We start from the raw sequence: 26,474 nt of genomic DNA, 5'->3' as shown, positions 1-26,474 counted from the left end.
AACACAGAGTGCAGCCTCAGGCCACGCCGAGGAAGTCCTCCAGCAGCACGACCTCCAGGCCGGCGGCGAGCTGGGCCGCGCGGAAGGCTGCCAGGTCCGCCGCGAACTCGGGGCGGAAGTGCATCAGCACGATGTCCCCGGGGCGCAGCGAATTGCCCACCTGGTAGTCCATCCTGCCGGCATTGGCCTTGGCTTCCCAGGTCACGATCGCTTTCATCCCGGCGGCGGCCACGGCCTGCTGCATGGCGCCGGAGTACGCGCCTCCGGGCGGCCGGAACAGCGTGGGGCGGCGTCCGTACTGTTCGGTGGCGAACTGCTGCATGCCCTCGATGTCGTTGAGCTGCTGCTGGTAGCTCCATTGCCGGACCATGTTGACGTTGTGCGAAACCGTGTGGTTCTCGATGAGGCTGCCCTGGGCCTGGAACGCCTTGAAGAACGTCGGATTGCCCTGCACGGCATTCTTCGTCAGGAACAGCGACGCCGGGTAGTCGTACTCAGCCATGAGCCTGACCATCTCGGGCGTCTTGGTGTTGCCGTCATCGATCGTGAGGAACACAACGGGACGTTTGGTCTGGATCCTGGTGATCACCGGGGCCAGTCCGTTCCTGACCGGAGGCAGAGCGAGGTCCGGGATGAAGGTCCGCCGGATGCGCTTCGTGACAGTCGGCGTCGGCGTGGGTGTCGCCGTCGGTGTGGCGGCGGTCAGTGCCGGCGTTGCGCCGGGCGTGCCGGCCGCAGTCGACCGCGCCGTCGCAGAGGGGGCTCCCGACGCCGGGACACCGGCGCTGGGCGTCGCCTCCGACGTGGTGGTTGCCGGAGCGGCACAGGCATTGAGGCTGGCCAGAAGGGAGGCACCAAGAACACCGATCGCGGCCCGGCGGTTGGGGGCGGCTGCCACTCCAGCGTGATCGTCACACATCGCAGTCCCGGTGGTCGAGGAGCAGGTTCCTCAGCAGATTAGCAGCCCACGGTGTCTCGGCAGTTAACGGCCGCGCTACAGGCCGTAACGCCAGCCCATCTGGGCCGGGCAGAGGTTCATGACGACGTCCAGTCCTGCGGCCTTGGCCCGCTCCGCAGCGTCCTCGTCGATCACGCCAAGCTGCAGCCACACGGCCTTCGCGCCGGCCTCGATGGCCTGGTCCACCACGGCTCCCACGCGCTGGGAATTCACGAAGCAGTCCACCACGTCGATGGGCTGGCGTTCCAGGGGCACGTCGGAGAGGAACTTGTAGCCGGTTTCGCCGTGGACGTCCTCGCCCCGCTGGTTGATGGGGATGATCTCCATGCCCATGGTGCCGCGTACATAGAGGGCCACCTCGAAGGCGGAGCGCCACTCATTCGTGCTCAGCCCCACGATTGCCCAGCGGCCTTTTGTTCGCATGAGGCGGTCTACGACGGCCGGATCATTGACGTGCGTCATGTCCCAAGCCTACTCCAGGGGCCCGGAGGTCCCGTGGATCGAATTTATGAATGAATCAGCTCCAGTACGACGACGGCCGGTGCCTTCCCTGTGGAAGGGGCCGACCGTCGTCGTACCGTCAGCGCCTGAGGTGCTTCGAGTCCTTCAGCCACCATTCCAGCGTGTGGTTCACTGGCGCGGTGCCGGCTACTTGGCGGTCCCGCTCCAACAACCGCCACACGTCGCCGGACTTCAGTTCAGTCCTGGAAGCAATGGGGAGCTTGGGCACCTGCGCGGTGTCCTTCTGCGGCGCGGCCGGAACAGCCGGGGTGGCGGGCTTGGCAGGTGTTCCGGGACCCCCCGGAACTGCAGGGACTGCCGGGATGGCTGGGCGCTGCTCCGGGGCAGGTGCGGTGGCGATGGGCGCTGCAGGGACCGTCAGGGCCTCTGCTGGGGGCACGGCGGCAGGATCGACGGTGGGTGCCGGCACCGACGTGACCTTGGGTGCGTCCGAGGTGGGAAGCGGTGGCTGCAGGGACGGCGGGGGCGACATCCAGCCGGGCGCCCAGCCTGCCAGCAGGCGGTTCATGAACTCCGGCTGTTTCGTGAAACCCGAGCTCGCTGCGGCGACGCCGCTCACGCCGAGGCCCATGGCCGTGACTACGGCGATGCCCAGAACGGCCGGCCGGTGAGTGCGCAGCCAACGGCGCTTGCTGAGCTCGTCCGTGGGTGCAGCGAACAGGGCGGCGAGTTCGGCGCCGGGCTCGGGTGCCTGCATCGAGGCAAAGGCGCCAAGGGAATGGAGCGCGGCCTTCAGCTCAGGAGCGTCGTGGACGCCGGCCTCGCGCATCACGTCGTCGACAAGCTTGTCGCGTTCGAGATTGTTGCCCGTCATGGCGCCACATAGTCCTTTACTGCCGAGTGCTCACGGAGTGTTATCAGAGCCCGGCGCTGCAGCTGTTTGACTGCGCCCGGGCTTTTCCCCACGATTTCGGCAGCTTGCTCAACCGTCAGACCAGCCACGATCCGCAGCGCCAGGACGTCCCGCTGGTCCTCGCCAAGGATGTCCAGCAGTGCCAGGACTTCACCCGGGGCCAGAAGCTCCATCGCCTCGTCTTCCGCCGAACCCGAGGCACGGGAATCCCGTTCCGTTTCAAACTCGCAGTGCTCCGGTGACCGGCTTTGCTGCCGCCGGTCATCCACCATGCGCGCATGGGCCACAGAAAAAACGAAGGTCCGCAATCCCTGCGCGCCGCCCGTGATCGTGGAGATCCGTGGCAGGACCGCCAGGAACACGTCCTGGGTCACGGCTTCCGGGTCTGCCACGCCCTTGGCCGTCAGGTAGCCGAGCACCGGGCCCGCATAGGCCTGGTAAACGGCGCGGAACAACTCCGAGTCCCGGCCCTGAAGGGCACGAAGCACGTCATCGGTCAATGCGTCAGTCACAGGGAAGGGACTTTCGGTCGGCGATAGTTCCTTGGCTCCACTGGCCAGCTGCGTCCACGACGGCTGCCTGGCGGACAACCTACCAAGAGTAACCCGTGTTTGTGAACAGCCCAAGGCCCTGCCTGCGCGGTTCCCGAAGGCCGCACAAAGTGAAAACCGCCGAGCTGGAAATTGATGGGGGACAAGTTCCAGCTCGGCGCTTTCATTGACGTAATCGCAGGACAGACCGAAAGGGTTACGCGGATGCGAAAAGTTTTTTTGGGGGTGGGCCGGGGTGCGTCCGTGGCATCCCAAGCAAGTAGCAGTAGGTGTCGTTATGAGCCTCCAAAACGACAGTTACTGCTAGTCCGAAAATGAGGTGATGTGCGTTCGTTGGCGCGCGTGTTTGGGCATCCGGGGGCGAAAGGCAGCCCTCGGTGGACGGGGAATGTTGGAGTCAGGCGGCAGGGGTCAGGGTGACGGTGTAGCCGAGGGCCTCGAGTTGCCGGATGTGGCTGTGCTTCCTGGTTTCGGGGTTGGTGTGGCGGGTGAAGTGGTCGGCGCCGAGATCCTGGAACCGTGTGTCCGGGCCCTGCAGGAGGTGCCAGACGATGACGAGGATGGAACGTCCGATGGCGACAATGGCGCGTTTCTTGCCCCGCCGCCGGACGAGCCTTCGGTAGCGTTCGCCCAGGAAGGTATTGGTCTTGCCGGCTCCGAAGGCGGCCTCGCCAAGGGCCCGGGCGAGATAGCGGTTGCCGTGCCCGGTCGAGCCGTTTCCTTTGGTCTTGCCTGCGGAGGAGTTGATGCCCGGGGAGAACTTTGCCCAGGAACACAGGTGCCCCGCGGTCGGGAACCGGGACATGTCGACCCCGATTTCGGCCAGAACTACGGCGGCGGCGATGGGGCCGATGCCCGGGATCTCATCCAGGCGTTTGGCCGCCGCGGCGAAAGGGGCCAGCTGGACCTCGATCTGTTCATCGAGCGCGGCGATATCGGTATCGATGCCGTCAATCCTTGCCAGCATCCGGGCGAGCAGGAAGCCGTGGTGGTCATCGAAGCGGCCGGTGAACGCCTCCTCCAGTTCGCTGATCTTCCTGCGCATGCTGGAGCGTGCCAGCTGCGCGAGCACGCCCGGGTTGCGTTCTCCGGCGATGAGCGCTGCCATCATTTCCCGGCCGGACACCCCGAAGGTGTCCGAGGCCACCGAGGAGAGTTTGATGCAGGCGTCCTCGAGGAGTTTCTCGACCCGGTTCTTCTCCGCGGTCCGGGTCCCGACCAGGTCAATCCGGTACCGGGTCAGGTCCCGGAGCCTGCGGATCGGGGCGGGCGGGACGAAGCTGGGCCGGAGCATCTGCCGTTCGGCGACCTTGCACAGCCACACCGCATCCAGCACATCGGTTTTGGGACGTCCCGGCAGATGCTTCACGTCGCGGGCGTTGACCAGCCACGGTTCGAGCCCGTGCGCCTCGAGGAGGTAGAACACCGGCTTCCAGTAGTCGCTGGTCGCCTCCATCACCACCCGCTCGATGCGCAGGTCCACGAGATGGTTGGCCAGGTCCGCCAACGAACGGGTCATGGTCGAATGCGTGGACACCTCCTGCAACCGTTTCTTTCGGTTCCCCTCCGCGGGGACCCGCACGCAACACACGAGTTCGGCCTTGCCAATGTCGATCCCGGCGACCCTGGCAATGATCTGTTCCTCATCCTGGGTTTCAGCCAGCATGATCCTGCTCATCTCCTCACGGCGCGGCCCTTCTGAATATCGAAGTGGCCGCCCGTGGGGATCACCAGGGACAACGGGAATCTAGTCCTCGTTCTCGATGAAAGGAACAATGAAGGGCCCACAACGTGACCCCCAACGCCCGGCTACTTAGCGGCCTCAACGAACCATAGAAGCACGGCGTTGGCAGGCGGCCACAAGCACATTTTCAGCCCGGAACGGGCGTCCCGCAAGGGACACAAAGGCTACTTACATGGGCCCGCCGTGGCTTCCGTGGGGGCCGCATAACCGCCGGGGATCTTCGGGACTGTGGCGTCGAGGGCGCCGGCATGGACGCAGGCCGAGAGGAGCCTCGGCCGCTCCCCCTCCGAGCTCAACGTGGTTGCTTCCGCCTTGCTTAGCTGACCGCCTTCTTGATGAGCTCGATGATCTGCGCTTCCTCGGCGGCGGCGAGCTTCGTCAGCGCATACGAGGTGGGCCACATGTTGCCGTCGTCGAGCTTCGCGGGGTCATTGAAGCCAAGCGTCGGGTACCGTGCCTTGAACTTGTCCGCGGGCTGGAAGAAGCAGACCACCTGGCCGTCCTTGGCGTAGGCCGGCATCCCGTACCAGGTCTTCGGCGAGAGTTCCGGAGCGTGCTCCTTGATGATGGCGTGCAGGCGCTCGGCGATGGCTTTGTCCGGCTCCGACATCTCGGCGATCTTCGAGAGCGCGTCGGTTTCCCCATCCACCTTGGCAGCTGCGGGTTTCCGGCGCGAGGCCTTCTTGAGCTCCTGCGCCCGCTCCTTCATCGCGGCGCGTTCTTCCTCCGTGAAACCGTCGTACGACTTTTCCTTGGTGGCCGATCCGTTGGCGTCCGTCATGGCACGAACCTCTCTCCTGGATTTGGTGTGACCACCCTAACGCTAGGGGGCAGCGAGGCGAGGGGCTTCTCCGAAACTGCTCGATTGCCGCTGCCGCTGCCATAGACAACGACGGCGGGCCACCCACCAGGTTCCTTTGGAACCCCAGGGTGACCCGCCGTCGTCGTAATCTCTGAAGCGTTTAGTCCTTGATCAGGTCGTGGACCACGATGGTCTGGTCGCGGTCCGGGCCGACGCCGATCGCGGAGAACCGCGTGCCGGAGAGCTTTTCGAGGGCCAGCACATAGTTGCGGGCGTTCTCGGGGAGGTCTTCCAGGGTGCGGGCGCCGGTGATGTCCTCGGTCCAGCCGTCGAAGTACTCGAAGATCGGCACCGCGTGGTGGAACTCGGTCTGCGTCATGGGCATTTCGTCGTGGCGCACGCCGTCAACGTCATAGGCAACGCAGACCGGGATCTGCTCGATGCCTGTGAGCACGTCCAGCTTGGTGACGAAGTAGTCCGTGAAGCCGTTGACGCGGGAAGCGTGGCGGGCCAGGACGGCGTCGTACCAGCCGCAGCGGCGCGGACGGCCGGTGTTCACACCGAACTCGCCGCCGGTCTTCTGCAGGTACATGCCCATCTCGTCGAAGAGTTCCGTGGGGAACGGGCCGGCGCCAACACGGGTGGTGTACGCCTTGATGATGCCGATGGAGCGCGAGATGCGGGTGGGGCCGATGCCCGAGCCCACGGACGCGCCGCCGGCGGTGGGGTTGGAGGAAGTCACGAACGGGTAGGTGCCGTGGTCAACGTCAAGGAACGTGGCCTGGCCGCCTTCCATGAGCACAACCTTGCCCTCGTCCAGGGCGTTGTTCAGGACCAGGGTGCTGTCGATGACCAGCGGGCGCAGGCGCTCGGCGAAGGACAGGAAGTAGTCCACGATCTCGTCAACCACGATGTCGCGGCGGTTGTAGACCTTGACCAGCAGCTCGTTCTTCTGGCGCAGCGAGCCTTCCACCTTCTGGCGGAGGATCGACTCGTCGAAGACGTCCTGGACGCGGATGCCCAGGCGGGCCACCTTGTCCATGTAGGCCGGGCCGATGCCGCGGCCGGTAGTGCCGATGGCGCGGCTGCCGAGGAAGCGCTCCGTGACCTTGTCCAGGACCTGGTGGTACGGGGCCACCAGGTGGGCGTTGGCGGAAACGCGCAGGCGGGAGGTGTCCGCGCCGCGGGCTTCCAGGCCCTCGATCTCCTGGAAGAGGGCCTCGAGGTTCACCACGCAGCCATTGCCGATGATCGGAATGGCGTTGGGGCTCAGAATGCCGGCGGGAAGGAGCTTGAGCTCATACTTCTCACCGCCCACGACCACGGTGTGCCCGGCGTTGTTGCCGCCGTTGGGCTTGACCACGTAGTCAACGCGGCCACCGAGCAGGTCGGTTGCTTTGCCTTTGCCTTCGTCGCCCCACTGGGCGCCGACGATCACGATAGCGGGCATGGGATCCTCCCCCATTCTTTCGGGCCAAACCGCGATGGCCTGGCGCCGTACATGAGAACGCCCCGAATCATTCTGGTGCCGCCGCTTGGTGCAGCAAACGCAAGAGTTCCGGGGCTCTTACCAGCCAAGTTTAGCGGATGCGGCCCGGATCCCCGTGTCAGGAGGCGCTGGGTGACGTGGCTAGCTGAGATTCGTGCACGAGCCGCCGATGCCGTCAATCAAGTCAAGTCCCTTGCGGCCGCTACCGCCGTCGGGCGTTCCCGCCCGCAGCGGACCCAACATTCCGGCGCCCAACACGCCGGGGGCGTCAGGAGACGGCGCGCCGGAACCGGGATTTTGGCACCCTACCCGTCCGGTAAGGTTAACCAGCCCCCAACAGCGCCCTTCTGGGACCGGCAGCGGCATGCCCGCGACCGGTCCAGCGAGTGCGGTCAGCAACACCAAGGAGACCCAAGACCCAATGCAAGACCTGGCGACTGAATCACCCAACGAGCTCCTCTGGAACCGCCGCTACGAACCCCACATCGCCGAGGTCACCGGGCTGTGCGATTCCCTCAAGGAACAGAAGCCGGGCAGCGAGGTCCTCTACATCGACCCCGTGCACAACACCGATGAATGCCGCATCATCAGCCTTTTCTCCAACACCCGCACCACGTCCGGCGAGGGCTTCATCGCCCCCGGCGACGAGGAGGCCACCACGCGCATGGTCGGCATGCAGTGGCAGCTGGGCCTGCGCCCGGAACTCACCATGCCGTGGAACGCGTACCCGTGGATCGAGCCGAATGAAGAGCCGGGCAAGCTGACCCCCGCCAACATCACCGAGGGCCTCAAGCCGCTCCTGCGCCTGCTGGCACTGCTGCCGCGCACCTCCGCCCTCGTGGCGCACGGCAACGAGGCACACCGCCTGGCCGACCAGCTCATGAAGGCCGCCCCCGCAAGCATCATGCGCCGCGGCTTCAAGACCTTCAAGGTCCGCTCCCTGGGCGGCCGCTCCTTCGCCGGCTCGCCCGCGCGCCAGCAGGAGTACCTGGACGCCATCCACGGCGCCTACGCCGAGGCCATGGCCCGCACTGGCATTCCCCGCAAGGCCTAGCAGCACTCACTTAGCGAGAACGGCGGCCCCTCGCTTGGGGCCGCCGTCTTTTTGGTGCCTACTTGGCCGTCTCGACCACAAAATCCCCGCCCGGAAAGACGATCGACTCGTGTCCGTCGTCGAACCTGACGCGATACGGCGGCGAGCCGTCCTCGCCCTTGACTTCAATGATTTCGCCGTGCCGGTCGGACGTCTCCACGGTCCGGCCCCGCACAATGATTCGGTCCCCTTGGGCTGCCTTCATTGGCTATCACCTCCCAGCCCCAGATTACGGTGCGGCGCGTTCATGGAACAGGGGTTACCTCCAGTTCCATGGCCTGCTGGCGGGCGTCCTGTATGGGGAACGACGACGGGCGGTCACCTTTCCCTGAAAGGTAACCGCCCGTCGTCGTTGTCCTGCGTGAAGTCCTAGCCCTCGATCGCCGCCTTGGCCTTCGGGTCCGAGTCGTTCAGGAACTTCTCGATCCGCTCCGGCTCCTCAGCCTCGCCGATGGCCGCTGCGGCCCGGCCCAGCGCGTAGAGCGCACGTAGGAAGCCCTGGTTGGGCTCGTGCTCCCACGGGATGGGGCCGACGCCGCGCCATCCGTTGCGGCGCAGCGAATCCAGGCCACGGTGGTAGCCCACGCGGGCGTAGGCGTAGGACTCGATGGTCCGGCCTTCCGTCCAGGCTTCCTCGGCCAGGATCGCCCACAGGAGCGACGACGTGGGGTTCTGGGCCACAAGGTCCAGCGCTTCCTTGCCGAGGGCAAGGTGCTGGTAGATCTCCGTCTCGGCGGGCAGGAGCGTGGGCTCCGGACCCATGAGGTTTTTGCGGAATTCGTCCGACATTAGAACGTCTTGCCGACCGAACCGAGCTGCTGTGCGGCTTCGACGATGCGCGCGGCCATGCCGGCTTCGGCGGAAGCGCCCCAGACGCGCGGGTCGTAGGTCTTCTTGTTGCCCATCTCGCCGTCGATCTTCAGCACGCCGTCGTAGTTGGCGAGCATGTGGCCGGCCACCGGGCGGGTGAAGGCGTACTGGGTGTCCGTGTCCACGTTCATCTTGATGACACCGTAGGACACGGCGTCGGCGATTTCCTGGGCGGTGGAGCCGGAGCCGCCGTGGAAGACCAGGTCGAAGGGGTTTTCCTTGCCGATCTTGGCGCCCACCTCGGCCTGGATCTGCTTGAGCAGTTCCGGGCGGAGCTTGACGTTGCCCGGCTTGTAGACGCCGTGGACGTTGCCGAAGGTCAGCGCGGTGAGGTAGCGGCCGTTTTCGCCGGCACCCAGGGCTTCGATGGTCGCCAGGGCATCCTCGGTGGTGGTGTACAGCTTCTCGTTGATTTCGTTCTCGACGCCGTCTTCCTCGCCGCCGACCGTGCCGATTTCGACCTCAAGGATGATCTTGGCGGCTGCGGCGCGCTCGAGCAGTTCACGGCCGATGCGCAGGTTCTCGCCGAGCGTCTCGTGCGAGCCGTCCCACATGTGCGAGTTGAAGATCGGGTCCTTGCCGGACTTGACGGCTTCCTCGGAGGCGGCCAGCAGCGGCAGGACGAAGCCGTCCAGCTTGTCCTTGGGGCAGTGGTCCGTGTGCAGGGCGATGTTGACGTTGTAGTTCTTGGCGACCTCGCGGGCGAACGCGGCGAAGCCGAGCGAACCGGCAACCATGTCCTTGACGGAAGCGCCGGACCAGTAGGCCGCGCCACCGGTGGAGACCTGGATGATGCCGTCAGACTCGGCCTCGGCGAAACCGCGGATCGCAGCGTTCAGAGTCTGTGACGACGTCACGTTAACCGCCGGGAAGGCAAAGCCATCGGCCTTGGCGCGGTCGATCATCTCGGAGTAAATCTCTGGGGTTGCAATGGGCATGGTGACTCCTATGCTGAGTTTTCGTCTGTGGGCTGTGACCCTGGAGTAGACCGCTTACGGCTAGCCACCATCCTAGCCATTTCTGTGCAGGCGCAGTGTTTCGGGTCACGCAGACGGGTAACACTTGCGGCAGTCGTGCCGGGATGGCACCCCGTGGGGTCTCGCCGCGACGTGCCATCCCGGGCAGGCTTAGCCGTACAGCCAGCAGTTGCTGATGGCGCCCTGGCCCGAGAAGCGGCGCTCCAGGAAGATGAACGCCTGCGGGATTGCCGCCGCGTAGCCGCCCACGTGCGTGGCCCCGGCCGTGACATCGAAGTAGACGGACGATCCGGCGGCGCACCAGCGCTTGGCCAGCTGCCTGCCTTGGTCAAAGGGGATCACGTCGTCCAGCAGGCTGTGGGAGAGCAGCACTGGAACCGCGGGGGCCCGGCCGTTGCCGATCTTCTGCTCGGCGATGACCGGCTTGACCTCGGGAAGGTCCAGTAGTGAGCTCAGCTTCTGCCCGGACACCGTGAGCTGGGAGGTGTTGAGGAAGCCGCTTGAGGCAATCGACTGCACGGTGCATTCGGTGTCCGTCGCGGCCAGTTTGGCCTGCCCGGCGGCGTTGAGGTACGGGCTCAGGTCCAGTCCGCCGGTGGCGCTCATGCCGGTCACCGCGTACAGCAGGAAGCCGGTGTACAGGCCGCCGTCGAGGTTTCGCCCGACGGCGGGGAGGTCGGCGGGCACGGCCCCCGCATACGCGCCCTTGAGGTTCAGTTCCGGGGCGTACTCGGGTGCGAGCTCGACGGCGGCCGCTGAGGCGCCGCCGCCCTGCGAGTAGCCGGCCAGTGCCACCGGACCCCCGGGGACGATCTGCGGGTTCCCGAGACGCTGGGCCGCACGGGCGGCGTCGAGGACGGCGTGCGCTTGCGAGGCGCGGGCCATATAGGTGTGGCTGCCGGCTGTGCCGAGGCCCTCGTAGTCCGTGACCGCCACCGAGTAGCCGCGCGCCAGAAGTCCGGCGATGAACAGGCCTTCGTATTCCTCGCCGGCGGCCATGGCCCGGGACGGTGCGCACTGGTCCCCCTGCCCCTGGGTTCCGGCGGCATAGGCGACCAGCGGGCGGGGTCCAGAACCGGTCCAGGCGGCGTACGGCACCAGCACGGTGCCTGTCACGGCGATGGGCGTGCCCGCACTGTTGACCGAGCGGTACATGATGCGCTGCACGGAGGCCTGGGCCCGGATGGTCTTGAGCGGATCGACGTAGAAGACGGACGGCTCGGACCGGACGAGGTCCCCGTTGCCGGCCGGAAGCGATGCGGGGGTGGTGTAGAAGCCGAACGGATCGGCGGCCGCGGTGGCCGGCGCCAGGGAGGGAACCGGAGCGGCATTGGCCGCGGCGCCGCCGCCGAGCGTGAGAACCGCGGCCAGGGCAAGGGCCGAACAGACGAGTACAGAAGGATGCTTCATTGAACCTCCAGTCAGTGCCACACTCGCCAATGAGTGTGATCCAAGCCAAATGCTACTGACGGGTAACTTCATGGCCTAGGGTTTCGCCGAAGATTTCTGATAGTTGCATGTCGGTTTTGGGTGGGGTGCCCTGAGGTGCCACCGCCGCGGCCACGCGTCCGTGCACCCGGTGAGGACCGAGGCGCCCGGTGCTACGGCGGCGTCGGTCCTTTGCAGCTGCAGAAGCGGGAGCCGCCCGCCCGGGCCCCGAGCTGCGCGTCCTAGATGTGCTGCTGGAAGACGTGCCGGCGCACCCAGGCATGCATGGCGATCGCCGCCGCCGAGGCCGCGTTGATGGAGCGCGTGGAGCCAAACTGCTCAATGGACAGCGTTGCGACGGCGGCGTCGTGCACCTCCGGCGTGAGGCCGGGCCCCTCCTGCCCGAACACCAGCACGCATTTCTCCGGCAGTTCGTAGGTCTCCAACGGCACGGAATCGGGGAAGATGTCGATCCCGATGATCGCCAGCCCCTCGCCCTCCGCCCAGGTGACAAAGTCCTCAACGGTGGGGTGGTGGCGGACGTGCTGGTAGCGGTCGGTGACCATGGCCCCGCGGCGGTTCCAGCGGCGTCGTCCGATGATGTGGACTTCCTTGGCGAGGAAGGCGTTGGCGGTGCGCACCACCGTGCCGATGTTGAGGTCGTGCTGCCAGTTTTCGATGGCGATATGGAATTCGTGGCGCCGGGAGTCCAGCTCGGCCACTATGGCCTCGTGCTTCCAGTACCGGTACTTGTCCAGCACGTTGCGGCGGTCGCCGTCGGCGAGGAGGTCCGGGTCCCAGTGATCGCCGTCGGGAAGCTCGCCTTCCCAGGGCCCGACGCCGACCTCGGCTTTCGCCTCAGACTCGCCTTCCGCGGCGGTTTCGGCAGGCGTTTGGGCAGGCGTGGGCAGGGCTTCGTCGGGGGGAAGGTCAGTCACCCCTCAACTTTAGCCCTGCCCGCCGTGGGTCCTGGCCCGCGGGCGTGAAGCCCTTTAGCCCGCCATCTTCCATCTGTTGATGCGGTAGGAATTGCCGAGCTGCTCCATCAGGCCCGGGTGGGTTTCCCAGTAGCTGTGGTGCCCGCTGACGCCCAGCATCTGCGGAGTGCCCCACGGCGTCACGGTGAACAGGTTGACGGCCTCGATCACTTCGCCGCGCGCGTTGGTGCACGTGAAGCCGATGACCACGGCGGCGCCCCGGCGGAACTCACGGATTTCGGGTTTGCTGGTCTGGAAGTCCGATGAGCACTTGTGGCCCACCAGGTTGGCCGGCAGTTCGGCCGCGGGCATGGCCGTGAACTTGGCCCGGATGCCCTCGATGGCGGCCTTGACCGTCCCCGGGTCCGTGCCGAACTTGCCTTCCTGGGACTCGGCGAAGAAGGCGAACGCGAGCGCAATTCCGTCGCCGTCGGCCTCCACGGTGCCTTGGGCCTTCTTCTGGATCTCTTCACCGGACGTGGGGTCCTTGGTGATCCCGAACGACTCGTCGTGGGTCCACTCGGCCAGGTACTGGAAGGACGATTCGCCCGTGACCCACTTGCTGAACCGGGCGTCGCCGTCGGCCGGGACGTTACCGGGGCCGTCCAGCTGCTCCCATCCCGCGGGCAGCGCCACGGCGCCTGCGGGGATCTCGGAGGAGGCCGTGCCCGGTGCAGAAGGCGCGGCGGACGGTTCGTCCGCGGCTCCCGTGGGGGCGTCAGTGGCGCTTGCCGACGGCGTGGTTTCGCCCTGGGCCTGCACCTTGGTGAACGACGGAATGAGCCAGGCGAAGAGGACGATCAGGGCAATGCCCACGGCGACGGCAACCGAGCCGAGCACGATCGCCAGGGTCTTGCGCTTGGCCGGACCGGGCTGCTGCTGCCCGAACTGGCCCGGCTCATACTGGCCCGGCTGGAACGGCGGCAGTTGCTGGGTCTGCTGCTGCCCGAACTGCGGCGGCTGGTAGGCCGGCAGGTACGGCGGCTGTGGCTCTGCGGGCGGGTTGCTTTGAGCCTGTGGTGCTCCGTGGTCGTGGCTCATTGATGGCCCTTTCAGCTGTGCGGCTTCCGATGATCCGGAGGCCGGATTGACGATCATGCGGAGGGACCTGCCACCACCCGGGCGGCATGAAGGGACCACCATGAAGATCCCCCGACTCACAGTAGACGGCGCGCCGGCGCCACCAACCAGCGTAATCGAAACGCCAAGTGGCCCCAGTTGGGAGCATCACAGTGTTTCGTCAGGTGAAAAATGAAAGACTGGGAGGCAGTGCACGAGCAACCCAAGCCGGAGGCAAACATGGCAGAAGAATCCACGCCCAACACATCCGCATCGGTCTACCGCAATGGCCACGAAATCGAATGCTGGCTCACGGACATGGACGGTGTGCTGGTCCACGAGAACCAGGCCATCCCTGGAGCCGCAGAACTGATCCAGCGCTGGGTGGATACCTCCAAGCGCTTCCTGGTCCTGACGAACAACTCCATCTACACCCCGCGCGACCTCGCGGCCCGCCTCAGCGCCTCCGGCTTGGAGGTCCCGGAAGAGAACATCTGGACTTCGGCCCTGGCCACCGCCCAGTTCCTCAAGGACCAGGTGCAGAGCTCGGACTCGGGCAACCGCGCGTACACCATCGGCGAGGCGGGGCTCACCACGGCCCTGCACGAGGCCGGCTTCATCCTCACGGACACGGACCCGGACTTCGTGGTGCTGGGCGAGACCCGCACGTACTCCTTCGAGGCGATCACCATGGCCGTGCGCCACATCCTGGCCGGCGCCCGCTTCATCGCCACCAACCCGGACGCCACGGGCCCGTCCAAGGACGGCCCGCTCCCCGCCACGGGCGCCATCGCCGCCATGATCACCAAGGCCACGGGCCGCGAGCCCTACATCGTGGGCAAGCCGAACCCCATGATGTTCCGCTCGGCCATGAACCAGATCGACGCCCACTCGGAAACCACGGCCATGATCGGCGACCGGATGGACACGGACATCATCGCCGGCATGGAAGCCGGGCTGCACACCGTGCTGGTCCTCAGCGGCATCACGCAGCGGGACGAAGTTGCCTCCTTCCCGTTCCGCCCGAACCAGATCCTGGGCTCGGTGGCCGACCTGAAGAGCCAGATCTAGGTCCACCGATGACCGTGCTGAACCTGCGGTCCCTTGCCGGCGGCCGGATCCTCAGAGGAAGCCAGCCGTTCGGCCTGGATGCCGTGTCCGCCGCCGGGTTCCTGGCGGCGCACGGCATCCAGACCGTCATGGACCTGCGCAGCGAGTATGAGCGCGCCATGGTTCCGTGGCCGATTCCCAACGGCATGCCCGACGGCGGGAGTGACGCCGGGCGGGCCGCCGCCGTCGAGCTCGTCGAAAACCCCTTTGATCCGCACACCGCCACCGGCGGTCTGCAGTCGATCGAGACCCCGCAGGACCTCGGCGAGCTGTACCTGGGCTGGGTGCGTGCGCGGCCGGATTGGGTGGCGGATGCGCTGCGGCCCGTGGCCCAGGGACGGCGGACGCTCATCCACTGTTCGCTGGGCAAGGATCGCACGGGCGTGGTCTCCGCGCTTGCCCTGCTCCTGGCTGGCGAGCATCCTGACGCCGTAGTTGCCGACTACACCGCCACCGCGGCCAACTTGCCGGAGATGCTGCACGTCATGGCCGACACCTGGCGCCTGCACGTCCCGTCCACGCCTTCGCAGTACTTCAGCCCGGACCTCATGATCCTGCAGGCACCGGAGGCCGCCATGCGGCATTTCCTGGCCGGCTTCGCGCGCGAATTCGGCAGCCCGGCCGCTTATTTGCGCGACGCGGGGCTGTCCGCCGTCGAACTCGATATCCTCAGCGGCAAGGCCCACTAAGCGGGCGGATACCGGTATCCAACGGCCTGCATTCCCCTGGCCCGTAGGATTACCCGGCGGTAATGCCGGCGGTCAGATTGTTGTAGATTCATATTTATGGTCCACAACACACGCAAAGCCGCCAGCCTCATGGATGTGGCCCGACTCGCCGGCGTTTCACGCTCGACGGCGGCGCGTGTGCTGGGCGGCTACGGCTCGGTCAACGGCGAGCTCGCCAGCATGGTCGAGGCCGCCGCCGAAACGCTCGGCTACCGCGGGAACGCCCTGGCCCGGAGCGTGAGTTCGGGACGCTCCAACACCATCGGCGTGGTGGTCAGCGACATTGAGAACCCCTTCTTCGCCCGCGCTGTCCAGGGCATGACGGCTGCGGCCAAGCGCGGCGGCTACGACGTCATCCTGGCCAGCACAGCCGAAAACGCGGAAGCGGAACGGGACGCCGTCCAGGTCTTCCTGGACAAGCGCGTGGACGGCCTGATCATCGCCGCCTCCTCCCGGACCAACACCTCGCACCTGCTGGACGTGGTGAAGATGGGCCGCCCGCTGGTGCTCCTGGACCGCCGCCCCGACGGCGTGGACGCAGACTGGGTGGGGACGGACAGCTACGACGAAGCCCGCCACATGGTGCGCCACCTGGTCGAGCACGGCCATCGCAGCATCGCCTTCATTGCCGGCACCACCAAGACCCCCGATCAACTGGAGGCGGGCCATCCCCTGCCGATCTCCACCATCGCGGACAGGGTGCGTGCCATCCGCGAGACCGCCAGGGAAGCCGGCATCGCCTACGAGTTCCTGCCGGGCGCCATGACTCCGGCCGAGGCGCAGTCCGTGGTTCGAGAAATGCTCAGCCGCGCCGAGCCGCCCACGGCGCTCATCGCCTCCTACAACCGGCTTGCCCTCCCCGCTTTCCAGGCGATCCGGGCCGCCGGGCTGCGCATTCCGGAGGACATGTCCTTCGTGAGCATGGACGACGCCGAGTGGATGACCGTCAGCTCGCCGGGCGTCACCGCCATGGCGCTGCCAGCCTACGAACTCGGTGAACGGGCCGCCGAGATCCTGATCGCCCGGGCCAACGGCGCCGGGCCGGAAAGCACCTCACACCTGCTGCCCTCGGTCTTCATGGACCGGGAATCGGTGGCCAGGCTCAACGCCCCGGTAGGGAGCAGCAAGGCCTGACGGCAGTGCACTTCCCGCGCGCTCACTGACGCGCGCCCCCGGCCTGTCCCCCTCACCTGAGTGGTTCATGTTGCGGGCCCGCGATGCCCTCGTCATGCCCACCGGCGCCCCGCCATGCCGGCCCTCCCGCACCCCGCCATGCCGGCCCTCCCGCACCCCGCCATGCCGGCCCTCCCGCACCCCGCCATGCCGGCCCTCCCGCACCCCGCCATGCCGGCCCTCCCGCACCCCGCCATGCCCAGAGTTGGCGGGCAGAACATCACAAGATACCGGTATCAATACAGAGTGGAGTAGACTTGGACACCGGTATCTCAACATATCGAACGCGGATTGGAGACCAGTCTCCAGCTTCTGCACCGCCCCCAGAGTGGCGCCATCCAGCCAGTCCGGGGCCGAAACAATGTCATGTTGTTTTGATTTCGCGGATATCGGAAAAAATCATTGACTTAATCGTTTACTGGGGAAATACTTCTGTTTACCAACACACGTGATCCACATCACCGCACCTTTAGGAGTCCACCTCATGACAGAAAACACCAAGCTGTGGGGCGGACGATTCGCAGGCGCTTCCAGCCCGGAACTGTCCCGCTTCTCCCGCTCCGATCCTCGCTACTTTGCGATGGCTCCGTATGACCTCCACGGTTCCCGTGCCCACGTCCGCGAATTGAACCGCGCCGGCCTCATCAACGATTCCGAACTCGGCCTGTTCCTGGCCACCATCGACCATCTGGCCCGCGACGTCTCCGAAGGCTCGGTGCAGCCGCGGGAAGCGGACGAGGACGTCCACACCTTCCTGGAACGGCTCCTGATCGAGCGCATGGGTCCCGTTGGCGGCAAGATCCGCGCCGGCCGCTCGCGCAATGACCAGGCCGCCAACGACCTCCGCCTGTACATGCGGGACAAGGTACGCACGGTGAGTGCCCTGGTGGTGGAGCTGGCCCAGGCCCTCGCCTCGCAGGCCGAAAACCACCTGCACACACCGGTCCCCGGTTTCACGCACCTGCAGTCCGCCCAGCCCGTGGTGTTCGGCCACCAGCTGCTGGCTCACGCCCAGCCCCTGCTCCGGGACCTGCAGCGCTTCCAGGACTGGGACCGCCGCGCCGCCGTCTCCCCGCTGGGCGCCGCAGCCCTCGCAGGGTCCACCTTCGCGCTGAACCCGGAAATCGCCGCCGTCGACCAGGGTTACGAGACGAGCGCCGAGAACTCCATCGACGCCGTCGGGAGCCGCGACGCCGCGATTGAATTCCTGTTTGTCTGCTCCCTGACGCTGATCGACATCTCCCGCCTGTGCGAGGAGATCATTTCCTGGGCCTCCCAGCAGTTCCGCTGGATCCGGATGGACGATGCCTACTGCACGGGCAGCTCGATCATGCCGCAGAAGAAAAACCCGGACATCGCCGAGCTGGCACGCGGCAAGGCCGGCCGGGTGCTTGGCGATCTTGTCGGCCTCATGGCCGCCGTGAAGTCCCTGCCGCTCGCGTACAACCGCGATCTGGCGGAGGACAAGAACGCGGTGCTGGACGCCGTCGATACACTTGAAGTGGCACTTCCGGCACTGAGCGGCCTGGTGCGGACCTTCACGGTCAACGTCGAGGAAGTCACGCGGCAGGCGACGGCAGGCTTCACCCTTGCCACCGAGGTGGCCGACTGGCTGGCCCGCCAGGACATCCCCTTCAGCGAGGCCCACGACATTTCCGGCGCCCTGGTCCGCTTCTGCGAGGCCAACGGCCTGGACTACGGAGACCTCAGCGATGAGCAGCTGGCCTCCGTGGATCCGCGGCTGACCCCCGCGGTGAGGTCCGTCCTCTCCATCGAGGCCGCCCTTGAGGCCCACTCCGGCTTCGGCGGCACCGCGCCGCACCGCGTGGCCGAGCAGCTGACCCGGCTCCGTGCCCGCCTGGACCAGGTGCAAAGCTGGACGGCCGACTACCAGGGCCTGCGCGTCACCCCGTACGCAGGTTCCTAGCGAAGCACCCCTGGCAGCCCTGCCTGCAAGCCGCCGGACCGCCCGGCATCCCCAACCCCTCCCAAGATCAGGACACGTCATGAACAGTCAGACCGAGCAAAGCGTCAAGAGCAACGCTCCCGCACCGGAGCTGAGAATCGTCCCCCGCCGCCATGTGGGCCGTTGGGCGGGCGCCGCAGCAGTGGTCCTGCTGCTTGTCTGGCTCGGGGTGTCCTTCGCCCAGGCCCAGATCGACTGGCCCACCGTCCAGGAATACCTCAACGCGCCTGCGCTCATCATGGGCATCGGGCTGGCCATCGTCCTCACCGTGGTGGCCATGCTGATCGGGCTGGTGCTCGGCGTGGTCACCGCCGTCATGCGCCTGTCCAAGAACCCCGTGGTCTCCGGCGTCGCGTGGCTGTACGTGTGGGTGTTCCGCGGAACCCCGGTGTACCTGCAGCTGCTCATGTGGTTCAACCTGGCCCTGATCTTCCCGGTGGTGGGCATCCCGGGCGTCTTCCAGGGCCGCATGGTGGACCTGCTCACGCCGTTCATTGCGGCGTCGATCGGCCTGGGCCTCAACCAGGGCGCCTACACCTCGGAGGTGGTCCGAAGCGGCATCCTGTCCGTGGACGAAGGCCAGACCGAGGCGGCACAGGCCGTGGGCATGACCCGGCTGCAGACCATGCGCCGGATCGTCCTGCCGCAGGCCATGCGCGTCATCATCCCGCCCGTGGGCAACGAGGTCATCGGCATGCTGAAGACCACCTCTCTCGCCTCGGCGATCGGCGTGACCGAGATCCTCGCCGAAGCCCAGCACATCTACTTCGTGAACAACCGGATCATGGAGCTGCTGATCGTCTGCGCCGTCTGGTACCTGGCCGCCGTCTCGATCCTGAGCATCGGGCAGTTCTACCTTGAGCGGCACTTCGCCAAGGGTTCCTCCAGCAAGCAGCTTCCCCTGACCCCGGTCCAGCGGCTGAAGAGCATCTTCGGCACCAATCGAAAGGCCATGCGATGAGCACCGTCCCTGCACGCGCCGATGTACTTGTCCGCGCGGAAAACGTCCACAAGAGCTTCGGCCTGAACGAGGTCCTCAAGGGCATCAACCTCGAGGTCTCCTCAGGTGAAGTGGTCTGCCTGCTGGGCGCCTCCGGTTCCGGAAAGAGCACGTTCCTGCGCTGCATCAACCACCTCGAGAGCGTCTCCCAGGGCAGGATCTGGATCGGCGACGACGTGGTGGGCTACCGCCAGGACGGCAACAACCTCTACGAGCTCTCGGATAAGCACGCCTCCCGCCAGCGCCGCAGCATCGGCATGGTCTTCCAGCGCTTCAACCTCTTCCCGCACATGACCGTCCTCGAGAACATCATCGAAGGCCCCGTGCAGGTCAACAAGGAGAAGCCGGCAGACGCCAGGAAGTACGCCTCCGAGCTCCTGGCCCGGGTGGGCCTGGCCGGCCGCGAGGACTCGTACCCGCGCCAGCTCTCCGGCGGGCAGCAGCAGCGCGTGGCAATTGCCCGGGCCCTGGCCATGAAGCCGGAGCTGATGCTGTTCGACGAGCCGACGTCGGCCCTTGACCCCGAGCTGGTGGGCGAGGTCCTGGACGTCATGAAGGACCTGGCCCGTTCTGGCCTGACCATGATCGTGGTGACCCACGAGATCGGCTTCGCCAAGGAGGTCGCGGACCGCGTGGCCTTCATGCACAACGGCCAGATCGTGGAAATCGGCACGCCCGCCGATGTCCTGGACAACCCCCGCCACGAACGCACGGCAGCCTTCCTCTCCCGCGTTTTCTGACCGCGTTTTCCGACCGCGTTTTCTGACATCCCCGTTTTCTGAGATCCCCCAATAAGAGCACCCCCAACACAACACCTTCTGGAGCCACTATGAAGAACGTCAAGAACGCTGCGCGCCTGGCAGCCGTCGCCGCCACCGCAGCCCTCGCCCTGACCGGCTGCGTCAGCGGCACCGCCAGCACCGGTGCCGCTTCCGCCGAGACGGGCCTGCCCGCCGCCATCAAGGCCTCCGGCACGCTGCGGGTTGGCCTGTCCGCCAACTTCCCGCCGATGGAGTTCAAGGACGCCGAGGGCAAGTACGCCGGCGCGGACGTGGAACTCCAGCAGAAGCTCGGCGAGGTCCTGGGCGTCAAGATCGAGGTGGTGGAGGCCCCGTTCGACCAGCTCATCAACTCGGCCCAGACCGGCCGCGTGGACATGGTCATGTCCGGCATGTCCGACACCCTGGAGCGCCAGAAGACCGCCGACTTCGTGGACTACTTCGCTTCCCAGGGCCGCCTGTACACCACGGGTGCCCGCGCCGGTGAGTTCACCAAGCCGGAGGACGCCTGTGGCAAGAAGCTGGCCGTCAGCGGCAAGACCGACTACTTCGAGCAGGTCAAGAAGCTCAACACCACCCTGTGCACGGACAAGGGCCTCGCTCCGATCGAGATCATGTCGGCCGATTCCGGTCCCGGTGCCCGCCTGCAGCTCGACCAAGGCCGCGCCGACCTTGCAGCCCAGGGTGGCGAAAACCTCGCGTACTTCAACAAGACCGAACCCGGCAAATACGCCCCCGTCCTGGAACCGCTCCCGGCCAAGCCACTGGGAATCCTGGTCAAGAAGGGCAACACGCAGCTCATCAACGCCATCCAGGACGGCCTGAACAAGATGTACGACAGCGGCGACTACAAGAAGATCCTGGACAAGTGGGGCATCGGCTACGGCGCCATGAAGCCCGTGGTCAACGGGGTCAAGGCCTAGTCAATCGATGATCGCGTTCCGGCCCGCGCCAGGCAGCGGGACCAGTTCATTCTGCACCGCCTCCACCAGGGGGTTGTAGATGGACGGGTTCCACTGCGGACTGGCGTGGGCCGGCCTCGCGCCGTCTGTCCGGCGGTCCATGGCGGAAGCGTTGCGCGGGAATGCCCCCGCCCAACCCGCCCGGGCCGCCTGGTAGTTAACGGTCTCATCGCGCGGATTCCCGAGGAACGCCATCCGGGTCTCGCCCAGCAGCTCGGCGAATCGTGACGCCGTGAAGTGGTAGATGTAGGCCGACTGGCTCTGCACCAGCACGCTGGAGGGCGCGATCGGCGAGAGCTGCTCGAGGGACTGGTCCACCACCTGCCGCCAGCTGCGCTCGTTCTTGTGCACCACCCGCTCGCCCAGCTCGTAGCCGCCACGCAGCACCGAGGGCACCCGGAAGCCGCTCTCGTAGAGGAACACGACGCCGTCGAACCAGCTCCGGTCCAGGACGTCGTACCTGCTGAACGGCGAGGAATCCAGCAGGATGAGCTCCACCTTCAGTCCCAGGATCCCCCGCAGCCGCGCGGCGACGTCCACCGCCAGCATGCCGCCGAAGCTGTGCCCGTAGAAGTACAGGCTGCTCAGCTCGCGCTCGCGGACATAGTCGACCACGGCGTCCGTCACGTCATTGACGTTGAGGCCCAGGTTTGAGTACCCGACGGCGGCCAGCTGGCCGCGCTGCTTCAGCGAACCGCGCAGGGAATGCAGGATCCACTGGGCCTCCTCCCAGCTGGTCTTGTACCCCGGGAAGAGGATCCAGCTGGCGTTCGGAAAGTAGGATTCCGCGAAGCCATCGCTCACGGGCAGGATCTTGACGGCCTGCCGTTCGGCCTGCACCCGGCGCGTAAACATCATGTCTGCAGCCAGCGCCGTCGAAACGCCGGCGCCGAGAAGAAACGTGCGCCGCGAAAACCTTCTCAGGCCCGCGGCATCGTGCAGGATCCGGGCAATCGAGCCCGGATCCTGAGCATTCCGCTGGTCCACGCAGCAAGCATAGGCTTTCCGCAGGCGGTCAAGAAGGGCTTGTGCCCGCCTTTCACATCACTGCCAGCGTCAAGGGGATCGCGGAGCGGCAGCCGTAGCGTCGGGGGCCAGCGGCGGCGATCTGCTCCTTGAGCGCCGCCAGGGCAAGAAGACCCTTGGCGGCCCCGGGAAAGCCTTAGTCCAGGCCGAGCTCGTCCTTGCCGAAGGCGAACAGGTACGGCACGCCGGTTTCGGCTTCGATCTTTTCCTTGGCGCCGGTGTTGCGGTCCACGATGACGGCCACGGCCACCACGTTGCCGCCTGCCTTGCGGACGCCTTCGACGGCGGTGAGGGCGGAGCCGCCGGTGGTGGAGGTGTCCTCGAGGACCACCACGTTGCGGCCCTCAACCGAGGGGCCTTCCACCTGGCGGCCCATGCCGTAGGACTTCTGGGCCTTGCGGACCACGAACGCGTCCACGGCACGGCCGGCGTCGGCAGCTGCGTGCATCACAGCGGTACCGACGGGGTCGGCTCCCATGGTGAGGCCGCCGGCGCACTCAACGGCGATGCCGGCGTCGTCGATCATGGACAGCATGACCTGGCCCACCAGCTTGGATGCCTCGTGGTGCAGCGTGATGCGGCGCAGGTCGATGTAGTAGTTGGCTTCGGCGCCGCTGGAAAGGATCACCTTGCCGCGGACGACCGCCAGTTCCTTGATGAGTTCAAGAAGGCGGGCACGGGCAACGGACGTGTCAACGGTGGAAGTCATGGTTCCTATTCTACGTAAGGCACGGTGCCAGCCGCGGCGCTACGCGTCGCCGTGCTTCGCGGACACGTCCTGGGAGATGGCGCGAGCCGTCTCCACCACGTGCCTGCGGACAGATTCCAGGTAGGCGGCGGGATCGGCCTGGGCCGCGACGCTTTGCGCCTGCAGGGAGACGTTGACGGCTGCCACCACCTCGCCCGCGGCGTGGTTCCACACCGGGGCAGCAATGGACATGAGCCCGACTTCGAGCTCCTGGTCCAGCAGGCACCAGCCCTGGTCACGGACTGTGTCCAGCACGGCCAGCAGCTCGCCCCGCGTGGCCACGGTTCGTGGCGTGATGGCCTGGAGTTCGGCTGCCGCGAGGTATTCCTCCAGCTTGGGCTGTGGCAGGCCGGCCAGCAACACGCGGCCCATGGACGTGGCGTAGGCCGGGAAGCGCGTGCCCACGGTGATGCCGATGGTCATGATGCGTCGCGTGGCCACGCGGGCCACATAGGAAATATCCGTGCCGTCCAGCACAGCGGCCGATGTCGATTCCCCCAGGGCCAGGGACAGATCCTCGAGGTGCGGCTGCACCAACTGCGGCAGGGACAAGGCCGAGAGGTAGGAGTAGCCGAGCTGCAACACCTGGGCCGTGAGCACGAAGGTCTTTCCGTCGGTGCGGACGTAGCCCAGCTCCACGAGCGTGTGCAGGAACCGCCGCGCGGTGGCCCGGGTCAGATCCGTGCGGGCGGCCACCTCGCTGAGGGTCATGACAGGGTTGGCGGCATCGAAAGCACGGATCACCGACAGTCCCCGCGCCAACGACTGGACGTACTGGTCACTCGCCTGCGGCGCAGTGCCCTTGCTGGGCGCAGATGCTTCGTCGGTCATGGTTACCAATCCTATGTGGCGCGAACTGGCAGCAGATGCCCCTCTGGATGCTCTGTGAGGGCATGTGCTGCCGGTTCGATACCGTCGATTCAGACGCCGACGACGGCGCCCGCGGCCTTGAGCGGGAGGGGCACCAGGGCCTGGAGGTCCTCGAAGGTGCAGCCGAACGTTTCACGCACGGTCACGCCGTCGGGCCCGGTGAGGAAGACCGCCTTGTCCGTGTACACGCGGGTCACGCAGCCCACGCCGGTGAGCGGGTAGCTGCAGTGCTCCACGAGCTTGGACACGCCCTCGCGGGTCAGGAGGGTCATCATCACGTAGACGTCCTTGGCGCCCGTGGCCAGGTCCATGGCGCCGCCCACGGCCGGGATGGCGTCCGGCTCGCCCGTGTGCCAGTTGGCGAGGTCGCCGGTGGCGGAGACCTGGAAGGCGCCCAGGACGCACACGTCCAGGTGCCCGCCGCGCATGATCGCGAAGGAATCGGCGTGGTGGAAGTAGGACGCTCCGGGGAGTTCGGTGACGGGGATCTTGCCGGCGTTGATGAGGTCGCCGTCGATCTGGTCCCCTTCGGCCACCGGGCCCATGCCCAGCATGCCGTTCTCGGTGTGGAGCGTGATGTTCTGCTCCGGCGTGAGGTAGTTGGACACCAGGGTGGGCTGGCCGATGCCCAGGTTCACGAACGAACCCGGGGCGATGTCGCGGGCCACGAGCTGGGCGAGCTCGTCGCGGCCCAGGGAGGTGGCAGATGTCTGGATGCTTGTCTGGGTGCTCATGTCAGGCCACCTGCTCTGTCTTGCCGACGGCGGAATCGACGCGGACGATGCTGTTGACGTAGATGCCGGGGGTGACCACGTTCTCCGGATCCAGCGCACCCGTGGGCACGATCTCGGAGACCTGCACGATGGTGTGCTTGGCGGCGGCGGCCATGATGGGGCCGAAGTTCCGGGCGGTCTTGCGGTAGACGAGGTTGCCCTTGCCGTCCGCCTTGAGGGCCTTGATAAGCGCGACGTCGGCGTGGATGGGGGTCTCGAACACCTGCCACTTCCCATCCAGGAAACGCGTTTCCTTGCCCTCGGCCAGCATGGTGCCGTAGCCGGTGGGGGTGAAGAAGCCGCCGATGCCGGCCCCGGCAGCACGGATCCGTTCGGCCAGGTTGCCTTGCGGCACCAGCTCCAGCTCGATCTCACCGGCCTTGTACTTGGCGTCGAAGTGCCAGGAATCGGACTGCCGCGGGAAGGAGCAGATCATCTTCTTCACCCGGCCTTCCTTGATGAGCAGCGCGAGGCCCTGATCGCCCTGGCCTGCATTGTTATTCACCACGGTCAGCCCTGTGGCGCCGGAATCCAGCAGGGCGTCAATGAGTTCGAACGGCTGCCCGGCGTTGCCGAAGCCGCCGATCATCACCGTGGAACCGTCCGTGATGCCGGCGACTGCCTCGCCCACCGTGTCGATGAAATTCAGCATGACCCTTAGCCCTTCACTGCTGGTGCCGACGGGGCGGCGGTGACGTTTTCGAGCACCACGGCGAGGCCCTGCCCGACGCCGATGCAGATGGCCGCGACGCCCCAGCGCTGCCCGGAGGCCTGCAGGGACCGGGCCAGGGTGCCGAGGATGCGGGTGCCGGAGGCCCCCAGGGGGTGGCCCATGGCGATCGCGCCGCCGTGCCGGTTCACGATGGACGGGTCGATCCCCCACGCGTCGACGCACGCCAGGGACTGCGCGGCGAACGCTTCGTTAAGTTCGACGGCGCCCACCTGCTCCCAGCCGATGCCCGCCTTCGCGAGGGCCTTGTTCGCGGCCTCCACCGGGGCGAAGCCGAAGAACTGCGGATCGTTGCCGTGCGCGCCGCGCCCGGCGATCCGGGCGAGCGGTTCCAGCCCGAGCAACCCGGCGGCAGCCTCACTGCCGATCCAGGCCGCCGAAGCGCCGTCGGACAGCGGCGAGGCGTTGCCGGCCGTCACCGTGCCGCCCTCAACTCCGGGGGCCTCAGCACGGAACACGGTCTTCAGTCCGCCGAGCTTCTCCGCGGACGAACCACCGCGGATCCCCTCGTCACGGACCAGCTCGGTGCCCGGAACCGGGCTCACCAGGTTGTCGTAGAAGCCCTCATTCCACGCAGCATCGGCCAGGTTGTGCGAGTCGGCGGCGAACTGGTCCTGCCGTTCCCGCGTGATGCCGTACTTCTCACGCAAGCGTTCCGTGGCCTCGCCCAGGGACACCGTCCACTCCGACGGCATGGCCGGGTTCACCAAGCGCCAGCCCAGCGTGGTCGAGGCCAGGGTCATGTCGCCGGCCGGGTAGGGCTTGGAGGTCTTGGGCAGCACCCACGGGGCACGGGACATGGACTCGGCACCCCCCACCAGGACCAGATCGGCGTCACCGGCGTTGATCTGGCGCGACGCGATGATCGCCGCATCCAGCGAGGAGCCGCAGAGCCGGTTGACCGTGGTCCCCGGAATGGAGACGGGGAGCCCTGCCAGCAAGGTGGCCATGCGAGCGATGTTGCGGTTCTCCTCGCCCGCACCGTTGGCGTTGCCGAACACCACCTCATCGATCCGCTCCACATCCAGGCCCGGGGCGCGCTTCACGGCCTCACGGACCACGTGGGCGGCAAGGTCATCCGGACGGACGGCGGCAAGACCGGAACCGAACTTGCCGAAAGGGGTGCGCACGGCGTCGTACACATAGGCCTGGTTCATGGGTTTCCTCTGATTCCAACTGAGTAATCCTGTGGTCACCGCCTCGGGTCGACCGGGCGGTTGATTCAGCTTACCTCGGATGTTCACAATCCGCACGCATGTTCTTATCGCGAACAATACTGGCCGCGA

General features: G+C 66.7%; 27 protein-coding genes. 8 read left to right on the top strand and 19 right to left on the bottom strand.

Annotated features, from left to right (window positions below):
- Positions 1-16 precede the first annotated feature (16 nt).
- The 7 genes from NVV90_RS02445 to NVV90_RS02415 form a co-directional block, all read right to left on the bottom strand.
- Positions 17-898 carry a polysaccharide deacetylase family protein gene (locus NVV90_RS02445; RefSeq protein ID WP_258439614.1) on the bottom strand — a complete coding sequence of 294 codons (882 nt, stop codon included), beginning with the start codon at positions 896-898 and terminating at the stop codon, positions 17-19.
- Between the two features lie 96 nt (positions 899-994).
- Positions 995-1,420: a CoA-binding protein gene (locus NVV90_RS02440; protein WP_258439613.1), complete on the bottom strand. Its 426-nt coding sequence runs from the start codon at positions 1,418-1,420 to the stop codon at positions 995-997.
- Positions 1,421-1,538: 118 nt separating this feature from the next.
- Positions 1,539-2,294: a hypothetical protein gene (locus tag NVV90_RS02435; protein WP_258439612.1), complete on the bottom strand. Its 756-nt coding sequence runs from the start codon at positions 2,292-2,294 to the stop codon at positions 1,539-1,541.
- A complete protein-coding gene (locus NVV90_RS02430) occupies positions 2,291-2,845 on the bottom strand; it encodes an RNA polymerase sigma factor (RefSeq protein ID WP_258439611.1) in 555 nt (184 codons plus the stop codon). The genes NVV90_RS02435 and NVV90_RS02430 overlap by 4 nt, the downstream gene beginning before the upstream one ends.
- A gap of 436 nt (positions 2,846-3,281) precedes the next feature.
- Complete coding sequence (locus tag NVV90_RS02425) at positions 3,282-4,550, bottom strand: IS110 family transposase (protein WP_258437945.1); 1,269 nt, start codon at positions 4,548-4,550, stop codon at positions 3,282-3,284.
- Between the two features lie 394 nt (positions 4,551-4,944).
- Entirely contained in the window at positions 4,945-5,409 is a 465-nt protein-coding gene (locus NVV90_RS02420; RefSeq protein ID WP_258439610.1) for an iron chaperone, read from the bottom strand.
- Positions 5,410-5,590: 181 nt separating this feature from the next.
- Positions 5,591-6,880 carry an adenylosuccinate synthase gene (locus NVV90_RS02415; RefSeq protein WP_258439608.1) on the bottom strand — a complete coding sequence of 430 codons (1,290 nt, stop codon included), beginning with the start codon at positions 6,878-6,880 and terminating at the stop codon, positions 5,591-5,593.
- A 460-nt stretch (positions 6,881-7,340) separates the two neighbouring features.
- Here NVV90_RS02415 and NVV90_RS02410 point away from each other — a divergent pair, with 460 nt between their 5' ends.
- Positions 7,341-7,973, top strand: a complete 633-nt coding sequence (locus NVV90_RS02410; protein ID WP_258439607.1) for a uracil-DNA glycosylase — start codon at positions 7,341-7,343, stop codon at positions 7,971-7,973.
- A 58-nt stretch (positions 7,974-8,031) separates the two neighbouring features.
- Here NVV90_RS02410 and NVV90_RS02405 read toward each other — a convergent pair whose 3' ends face one another.
- The 6 genes from NVV90_RS02405 to NVV90_RS02380 all read right to left on the bottom strand — a co-directional run bounded on the left by NVV90_RS02405 (position 8,032) and on the right by NVV90_RS02380 (position 13,305).
- Positions 8,032-8,217 (bottom strand): DUF1918 domain-containing protein, encoded by a 186-nt coding sequence (locus NVV90_RS02405; RefSeq protein WP_258439606.1) that lies wholly within the window; start codon positions 8,215-8,217, stop codon positions 8,032-8,034.
- A 164-nt stretch (positions 8,218-8,381) separates the two neighbouring features.
- Entirely contained in the window at positions 8,382-8,801 is a 420-nt protein-coding gene (locus tag NVV90_RS02400) for a DUF3151 domain-containing protein (protein ID WP_258439605.1), read from the bottom strand.
- Positions 8,801-9,820 (bottom strand): class II fructose-bisphosphate aldolase, encoded by a 1,020-nt coding sequence (gene fbaA / locus NVV90_RS02395; RefSeq protein ID WP_258439604.1) that lies wholly within the window; start codon positions 9,818-9,820, stop codon positions 8,801-8,803. The genes NVV90_RS02400 and fbaA overlap by 1 nt, the downstream gene beginning before the upstream one ends.
- A 189-nt stretch (positions 9,821-10,009) precedes the next feature.
- Positions 10,010-11,269 carry a lipase family protein gene (locus NVV90_RS02390; protein ID WP_258439603.1) on the bottom strand — a complete coding sequence of 420 codons (1,260 nt, stop codon included), beginning with the start codon at positions 11,267-11,269 and terminating at the stop codon, positions 10,010-10,012.
- Between the two features lie 260 nt (positions 11,270-11,529).
- A complete protein-coding gene (locus tag NVV90_RS02385) occupies positions 11,530-12,225 on the bottom strand; it encodes a TrmH family RNA methyltransferase (RefSeq protein WP_396125334.1) in 696 nt (231 codons plus the stop codon).
- Between the two features lie 54 nt (positions 12,226-12,279).
- The gene (locus NVV90_RS02380) at positions 12,280-13,305 is read right to left on the bottom strand and encodes a hypothetical protein (protein WP_258439602.1); all 1,026 of its coding nucleotides are present in this window, start codon (positions 13,303-13,305) and stop codon (positions 12,280-12,282) included.
- Between the two features lie 258 nt (positions 13,306-13,563).
- On the opposite strand from NVV90_RS02380, the gene NVV90_RS02375 reads away from it, so the two are divergent.
- The 7 genes from NVV90_RS02375 (at position 13,564) to NVV90_RS02345 (ending at position 21,002) form a co-directional block, all read left to right on the top strand.
- Complete coding sequence (locus NVV90_RS02375) at positions 13,564-14,394, top strand: HAD-IIA family hydrolase (RefSeq protein WP_258439601.1); 831 nt, start codon at positions 13,564-13,566, stop codon at positions 14,392-14,394.
- Between the two features lie 8 nt (positions 14,395-14,402).
- Positions 14,403-15,122 carry a tyrosine-protein phosphatase gene (locus NVV90_RS02370; RefSeq protein WP_258439600.1) on the top strand — a complete coding sequence of 240 codons (720 nt, stop codon included), beginning with the start codon at positions 14,403-14,405 and terminating at the stop codon, positions 15,120-15,122.
- Between the two features lie 96 nt (positions 15,123-15,218).
- Positions 15,219-16,295 carry a LacI family DNA-binding transcriptional regulator gene (locus tag NVV90_RS02365; RefSeq protein ID WP_258439599.1) on the top strand — a complete coding sequence of 359 codons (1,077 nt, stop codon included), beginning with the start codon at positions 15,219-15,221 and terminating at the stop codon, positions 16,293-16,295.
- A 523-nt stretch (positions 16,296-16,818) separates the two neighbouring features.
- Positions 16,819-18,261: an argininosuccinate lyase gene (gene argH, locus NVV90_RS02360; protein WP_258439598.1), complete on the top strand. Its 1,443-nt coding sequence runs from the start codon at positions 16,819-16,821 to the stop codon at positions 18,259-18,261.
- Positions 18,262-18,340: 79 nt separating this feature from the next.
- Entirely contained in the window at positions 18,341-19,261 is a 921-nt protein-coding gene (locus NVV90_RS02355) for an amino acid ABC transporter permease (RefSeq protein ID WP_258439597.1), read from the top strand.
- The gene (locus tag NVV90_RS02350) at positions 19,258-20,040 is read left to right on the top strand and encodes an amino acid ABC transporter ATP-binding protein (RefSeq protein WP_258439596.1); all 783 of its coding nucleotides are present in this window, start codon (positions 19,258-19,260) and stop codon (positions 20,038-20,040) included. The genes NVV90_RS02355 and NVV90_RS02350 overlap by 4 nt, the downstream gene beginning before the upstream one ends.
- Positions 20,041-20,129: 89 nt before the next feature.
- Positions 20,130-21,002, top strand: a complete 873-nt coding sequence (locus tag NVV90_RS02345) for an ABC transporter substrate-binding protein (protein WP_258439595.1) — start codon at positions 20,130-20,132, stop codon at positions 21,000-21,002.
- Here the strand turns inward: NVV90_RS02345 and NVV90_RS02340 are convergent, their stop codons facing one another.
- The 6 genes from NVV90_RS02340 to NVV90_RS02315 form a co-directional block, all read right to left on the bottom strand.
- On the bottom strand, positions 21,003-22,028 hold the full coding sequence (locus NVV90_RS02340) for a thioesterase domain-containing protein (protein ID WP_258439594.1): 1,026 nt from the start codon (positions 22,026-22,028) through the stop codon (positions 21,003-21,005).
- 175 nt (positions 22,029-22,203) lie between these two features.
- Positions 22,204-22,776, bottom strand: coding sequence for an orotate phosphoribosyltransferase (gene pyrE, locus NVV90_RS02335; RefSeq protein ID WP_258439593.1), 573 nt, complete (start codon positions 22,774-22,776; stop codon positions 22,204-22,206).
- 39 nt (positions 22,777-22,815) lie between these two features.
- Complete coding sequence (locus NVV90_RS02330) at positions 22,816-23,646, bottom strand: IclR family transcriptional regulator C-terminal domain-containing protein (RefSeq protein WP_258439592.1); 831 nt, start codon at positions 23,644-23,646, stop codon at positions 22,816-22,818.
- A gap of 89 nt (positions 23,647-23,735) precedes the next feature.
- Positions 23,736-24,419: a 3-oxoacid CoA-transferase subunit B gene (locus NVV90_RS02325; RefSeq protein ID WP_258439591.1), complete on the bottom strand. Its 684-nt coding sequence runs from the start codon at positions 24,417-24,419 to the stop codon at positions 23,736-23,738.
- Between the two features lies 1 nt (position 24,420).
- A complete protein-coding gene (locus NVV90_RS02320; protein WP_258439590.1) occupies positions 24,421-25,110 on the bottom strand; it encodes a 3-oxoacid CoA-transferase subunit A in 690 nt (229 codons plus the stop codon).
- Between the two features lie 5 nt (positions 25,111-25,115).
- On the bottom strand, positions 25,116-26,345 hold the full coding sequence (locus NVV90_RS02315; protein ID WP_258439589.1) for a thiolase family protein: 1,230 nt from the start codon (positions 26,343-26,345) through the stop codon (positions 25,116-25,118).
- Positions 26,346-26,474 lie beyond the last annotated feature (129 nt).

Origin of the sequence: Arthrobacter sp. CJ23, from assembly GCF_024741795.1 — a bacterium.
Classification (GTDB): Bacteria; Actinomycetota; Actinomycetes; order Actinomycetales; family Micrococcaceae; genus Arthrobacter.
The sequence above is the reverse complement of the archived record's forward strand: the minus strand, read 5'-3'. Positions and strand labels throughout refer to the sequence as shown.

Excerpts from the sequence above, each read along its gene's own strand:
- pyrE (WP_258439593.1), bottom strand. The coding sequence starts at position 22,776 with ATGACTTCCACCGTTGACACGTCCGTTGCCCGTGCCCGCCTTCTTGAA.
- NVV90_RS02370 (WP_258439600.1), top strand. The coding sequence starts at position 14,403 with ATGACCGTGCTGAACCTGCGGTCCCTTGCCGGCGGCCGGATCCTCAGA.
- NVV90_RS02315 (WP_258439589.1), bottom strand. The coding sequence starts at position 26,345 with ATGAACCAGGCCTATGTGTACGACGCCGTGCGCACCCCTTTCGGCAAG.
- NVV90_RS02330 (WP_258439592.1), bottom strand. The coding sequence starts at position 23,646 with ATGACCGACGAAGCATCTGCGCCCAGCAAGGGCACTGCGCCGCAGGCG.
- NVV90_RS02375 (WP_258439601.1), top strand. The coding sequence starts at position 13,564 with ATGGCAGAAGAATCCACGCCCAACACATCCGCATCGGTCTACCGCAAT.
- NVV90_RS02405 (WP_258439606.1), bottom strand. The coding sequence starts at position 8,217 with ATGAAGGCAGCCCAAGGGGACCGAATCATTGTGCGGGGCCGGACCGTG.
- NVV90_RS02355 (WP_258439597.1), top strand. The coding sequence starts at position 18,341 with ATGAACAGTCAGACCGAGCAAAGCGTCAAGAGCAACGCTCCCGCACCG.
- NVV90_RS02410 (WP_258439607.1), top strand. The coding sequence starts at position 7,341 with ATGCAAGACCTGGCGACTGAATCACCCAACGAGCTCCTCTGGAACCGC.
- NVV90_RS02380 (WP_258439602.1), bottom strand. The coding sequence starts at position 13,305 with ATGAGCCACGACCACGGAGCACCACAGGCTCAAAGCAACCCGCCCGCA.
- NVV90_RS02320 (WP_258439590.1), bottom strand. The coding sequence starts at position 25,110 with ATGCTGAATTTCATCGACACGGTGGGCGAGGCAGTCGCCGGCATCACG.
- NVV90_RS02425 (WP_258437945.1), bottom strand. The coding sequence starts at position 4,550 with ATGCTGGCTGAAACCCAGGATGAGGAACAGATCATTGCCAGGGTCGCC.
- NVV90_RS02415 (WP_258439608.1), bottom strand. The coding sequence starts at position 6,880 with ATGCCCGCTATCGTGATCGTCGGCGCCCAGTGGGGCGACGAAGGCAAA.
- NVV90_RS02440 (WP_258439613.1), bottom strand. The coding sequence starts at position 1,420 with ATGACGCACGTCAATGATCCGGCCGTCGTAGACCGCCTCATGCGAACA.
- NVV90_RS02435 (WP_258439612.1), bottom strand. The coding sequence starts at position 2,294 with ATGACGGGCAACAATCTCGAACGCGACAAGCTTGTCGACGACGTGATG.
- NVV90_RS02350 (WP_258439596.1), top strand. The coding sequence starts at position 19,258 with ATGAGCACCGTCCCTGCACGCGCCGATGTACTTGTCCGCGCGGAAAAC.
- NVV90_RS02325 (WP_258439591.1), bottom strand. The coding sequence starts at position 24,419 with ATGAGCACCCAGACAAGCATCCAGACATCTGCCACCTCCCTGGGCCGC.
- argH (WP_258439598.1), top strand. The coding sequence starts at position 16,819 with ATGACAGAAAACACCAAGCTGTGGGGCGGACGATTCGCAGGCGCTTCC.
- NVV90_RS02345 (WP_258439595.1), top strand. The coding sequence starts at position 20,130 with ATGAAGAACGTCAAGAACGCTGCGCGCCTGGCAGCCGTCGCCGCCACC.
- fbaA (WP_258439604.1), bottom strand. The coding sequence starts at position 9,820 with ATGCCCATTGCAACCCCAGAGATTTACTCCGAGATGATCGACCGCGCC.
- NVV90_RS02365 (WP_258439599.1), top strand. The coding sequence starts at position 15,219 with ATGGTCCACAACACACGCAAAGCCGCCAGCCTCATGGATGTGGCCCGA.
- NVV90_RS02400 (WP_258439605.1), bottom strand. The coding sequence starts at position 8,801 with ATGTCGGACGAATTCCGCAAAAACCTCATGGGTCCGGAGCCCACGCTC.
- NVV90_RS02390 (WP_258439603.1), bottom strand. The coding sequence starts at position 11,269 with ATGAAGCATCCTTCTGTACTCGTCTGTTCGGCCCTTGCCCTGGCCGCG.
- NVV90_RS02420 (WP_258439610.1), bottom strand. The coding sequence starts at position 5,409 with ATGACGGACGCCAACGGATCGGCCACCAAGGAAAAGTCGTACGACGGT.